This is a genomic window from Chimaeribacter arupi, assembly GCF_002858805.1.
Classification (GTDB): domain Bacteria; phylum Pseudomonadota; class Gammaproteobacteria; order Enterobacterales; family Enterobacteriaceae; genus Chimaeribacter; species Chimaeribacter arupi.
On record NZ_PJZI01000069.1, the window covers coordinates 1 to 3,704 of the forward strand.

General features: G+C 61.5%; 4 protein-coding genes. 2 read left to right on the forward strand and 2 right to left on the reverse strand.

What is annotated here, in order from left to right; all coding sequences use genetic code 11:
• A partial coding sequence (locus CYR52_RS22000) for a phosphohexomutase domain-containing protein (RefSeq protein WP_101829437.1) occupies positions 1–1,168 on the forward strand: 1,168 nt, incomplete at its 5' end.
• Positions 1,169–1,184: 16 nt separating this feature from the next.
• Positions 1,185–2,273 carry an ABC transporter ATP-binding protein gene (locus tag CYR52_RS22005; RefSeq protein WP_101829438.1) on the forward strand — a complete coding sequence of 363 codons (1,089 nt, stop codon included), beginning with the start codon at positions 1,185–1,187 and terminating at the stop codon, positions 2,271–2,273.
• Positions 2,274–2,349: 76 nt separating this feature from the next.
• Here the strand turns inward: CYR52_RS22005 and CYR52_RS22010 are convergent, their stop codons facing one another.
• On the reverse strand, positions 2,350–2,919 hold the full coding sequence (locus CYR52_RS22010; RefSeq protein WP_072931357.1) for a DcrB family lipoprotein: 570 nt from the start codon (positions 2,917–2,919) through the stop codon (positions 2,350–2,352).
• 101 nt (positions 2,920–3,020) lie between these two features.
• Complete coding sequence (locus CYR52_RS22015; protein WP_072931358.1) at positions 3,021–3,686, reverse strand: 7-cyano-7-deazaguanine/7-aminomethyl-7-deazaguanine transporter; 666 nt, start codon at positions 3,684–3,686, stop codon at positions 3,021–3,023.
• Positions 3,687–3,704: the final 18 nt, after the last annotated feature.

Below are 3,704 nucleotides of genomic sequence, written 5' to 3' on the forward strand. Positions count from 1 at the left end.
GATCGGCATGGTCGGCACGGAGGAGGTCTATTTCGCCACCCGCGCCCTGCACGCCTGCGGCGGCATTCAGGTCACCGCCAGCCATAACCCGGCGCACTACAACGGGATGAAACTGGTGCGGGAAGGGGCAAAGCCCATCAGCGGTGACAGCGGGTTACCGGCAATCAGGGCGCTGGCGGAAGCCAACGTGTTCCCTGTGTCGCCCGCAGGCCGCTATCGCCAGCTGGACCACCGCACGCCCTACATCGACCATCTGCTCAGCTACCTGCACGGGCAACCGCTGCGCCCGCTGCGGGTGGTGGTGAACGCCGGAAACGGGGCCGCCGGGCCGATACTGGACGCGCTGGAACAGCGGCTGCGCCTGATGGGCAGTGAGATGACCTGGCTCACCCTCCACCACGCGCCGGACGGCCATTTCCCCCACGGCGTCCCTAACCCGATGCTGCCGGAGAACCGGGCAGCCACCCAGGCGGCGATCCGGCGCTACCGGGCGGACATCGGCCTCGCCTGGGACGGCGATGCCGATCGCTGCTTTATTTTCGACGAGCGGGGCGAGTACCTCGAAGGCTGTTACGTGGTCAGCCTGCTGGCGGAGGCCCTGCTGGCGCGTGCGCCCGGCGAAACGATCCTGCACGATCCGCGGCTGATCTGGGCGGCGCGCGAGACGATCACCCAATGCGGCGGCATTGCGCTGGAAACCAAAACCGGCCACGCCTTTATGAAGGAACGTATGCGACAGGAGAATGCGCTGTACGGCGGCGAGATGAGCGGCCACCACTATTTCCGTGCGTTCGGCTATTGCGACAGCGGCATGATCCCGGCATTGCTGATTTTGCAACTGCTCGGCGAACGCCCGCAGCCGCTTTCAGCCTGGGTGGCCGCACTCAAGGCGCGTTTCCCGGTCTCCGGGGAGATCAATTGCCGGGTGGAAGACCCGGCGCAGGTGATGCGCACCGTCGAGGCGCACTATAGGGCAGAGGGCGTGGTGGTCAGCCACACCGATGGGCTGAGCATGGCGTTTGCGGCGTGGCGCTTCAATCTCCGCCGTTCAAATACCGAACCGTTGCTGCGGCTGAATGTGGAAACGCGCGGCGATCGGCCACTGATGCAGGCTAAAACCAGTGAACTGCTGGCGCTGATCGCCCCGTCACCGGCCGCCGGAATGTAGGTCAAGGAGGTTTACTATGTCAGGCGTCACGCTGGATCGCATCACCAAGTGTTATCAGAAAAACAACGTTATCAACGCATTATCCCTCTCGGTGCAGCCGGGCGAATTCCTGGTGCTGGTCGGCCCCTCAGGCTGTGGGAAATCCACGCTGCTGCGCATTATTGCCGGGCTGGAAACGCTCACCTCCGGCGCGGTGTTCATCAACGGCAAAGAGGTCACCCAGTTGCCCGCCGGTAAGCGCGGCCTGTCGATGGTGTTTCAGTCCTACGCGCTATACCCGCATATGACCGTGCGGCAGAATCTGTCGTTCGGCCTGAAGAACTGCCGCACCCCGGCGGCGGAGATTACACGCCGCGTGCAGGAGGCCGCCCGGATGCTGGGGCTGGAGGAGGTGCTCGACCGCCTGCCGCAACAGCTCTCCGGCGGGCAGCGGCAGCGGGTGGCGATCGGGCGCTCGATTGTGCAGCAGCCGGACGTGTTCCTGTTTGATGAACCGCTCTCCAACCTGGACGCCGCCCTGCGGGTACAGATGCGCCAGGAGATCAGCCGCCTGCATACCCGGCTGAAAAACACCATGATTTACGTCACGCACGATCAGGTCGAGGCGATGACGCTGGCTGACCGCATCGTGTTGCTGAACAAAGGGCAGATTGAGCAGATCGGCACGCCGGTTGAGCTGTATAACTGCCCGCAGAACACGTTCGTGGCGGAGTTTATCGGCACGCCGAAAATCAACCTGATCCCCGCCCACTGGCAGGACGGGCAACTGGTGATGGCGCAACAGCCGCCGGTGACGCTGCGCCGCCCGCCGCAGGGGGTGCAGCCGGGGCAGGCGCTGTGGGTCGGCATCCGGCCGGAGCACTTTTGGTTACGGGAAGAGGGCCGGTTACCGGAAGCGCACGGGATTTACCTGCCGGTAGAGGTGGAGTTCACCGAGTTGCAGGGCGACGCAACGCTGGTTTATGCGCGTGCCGGTGAGCAGCCGCTGAAGCTTAAGTCGCCAAAACAGTTGCAGTTCCCCGCCGGGGAGGCGCTGACATTCGGGGTGAACGAAGACGCCATGCTGCTGTTTGGCAGTGACGGGCAACGCCTGGCGCGGGCATAGGCCGCGAAAAGAGTGTGCCGGAAAAAGCACGAAAAAAAGGCGGGGATGCCCCGCCTTTTGACTGTGTCGCCTGAGGTTATTTCACCTTCAGCGTATTGATGATGCTTTCCGCCTGGCTCTGCGCCTGCTGCTGGTTGTCCGCCGGCAGGGTGATTTGCAGGGTCAGCAGGTGGTTAGCCACCTTCGCCAGCACCACAGAGGAGTAGGCTTTTTTGCCGCTGGTCGCGATCACGCTGTCCAGTTGCTGTGCCGGCTGGCCGTCAACCGTGATGCTTTTATTGGTCACCACCTGAAGATCCGGGTCGCGTGAGCGTTGCTGGTCTTCCAGGCGTTTCGCCAGCACATCCAGCCCGTCCGGGCTGTTGTCGCTCAGCAGCACAATAATCGCTTTCTGGCCGCTCTCATCAGCGTAGACGTGCATATTATTGGCCTGGGTGCCCAGTTTGCCGCTCTGGTCAGTCATGTCACCCGGCATGGTGAACATCACACTGCCGTCGAGCAGGTTCACCTGACGGCCGTCGGCGGTCTGGGTGGTGGTCTGGTCAGTGTCCGGCGCGGCACCGGCTTTCTCATCGCTGTTACCGTCACAGGCCGCAAGACCCGTGACCAGCAGACCAATTCCGGCATATTTAACAAGTTTACGCATTAGGGCTTCCTTCTTGATCATGAATCCATGACTTTCGGCCCTTATCGCACCTTATTCAGTGCCGAAAAGCAAGTCAGACTTTTACGCAAACTGCCCGCCAATCAATGCATACGGTACTGCATCTGCCGGCCGCCTTCGCTCAGGCGTTTCAGTAAGCGGTTCAGCAGCAAACCGTACATCGGCAGGAAGAAAATCAGGCAGATAAGCACCTTGAAACTGTAGTCCACCAGCGCGATTTCCACCCAGTGCTGCGCCATGAACACGTCGCTGCTTTTGTAAAACGCGATAAAGAAGAAGGAGAGCGTGTCACTGATGTTGCCGAAAAACATCGAGGCCGCCGGGGCTATCCACCAGCGGTGGGTCTGGCGCAGCCGGTTGAACACATGCACATCCAGGATCTGGCCGAGCACATAGGCCATAAAGCTGGCGATGGCGATGCGCGCCACAAACAGGTTGAACTGCGTGACAGCCTCCACGCCCTGCCAGCTGCCCTGGTAAAACACCACGGACACCAGGTAGGAGATCACCAGCGCCGGCACCATCACCGCCAGGATAATCCGCCGGGCCAGTGACGCGCCGAAGATGCGCACCGTCAGGTCAGTCGCCAGGAAGATAAACGGGAAGGTAAACGCGCCCCAGGTGGTGTGGAAGCCAAAAATATCAATCGGCAACTGCACCAGATAGTTACTGGAGGTAATGATCAGAATGTGGAACAGGGAAAGCCAGACCAGCGCAGACATCCGCTGCTGCGGGGAAAAATCGTACATCGATGTCACCTTTTTAGC

Excerpts from the sequence above, each read along its gene's own strand:
- CYR52_RS22005 (WP_101829438.1), top strand. The coding sequence starts at position 1,185 with ATGTCAGGCGTCACGCTGGATCGCATCACCAAGTGTTATCAGAAAAAC.
- CYR52_RS22015 (WP_072931358.1), bottom strand. The coding sequence starts at position 3,686 with ATGTACGATTTTTCCCCGCAGCAGCGGATGTCTGCGCTGGTCTGGCTT.
- CYR52_RS22010 (WP_072931357.1), bottom strand. The coding sequence starts at position 2,919 with ATGCGTAAACTTGTTAAATATGCCGGAATTGGTCTGCTGGTCACGGGT.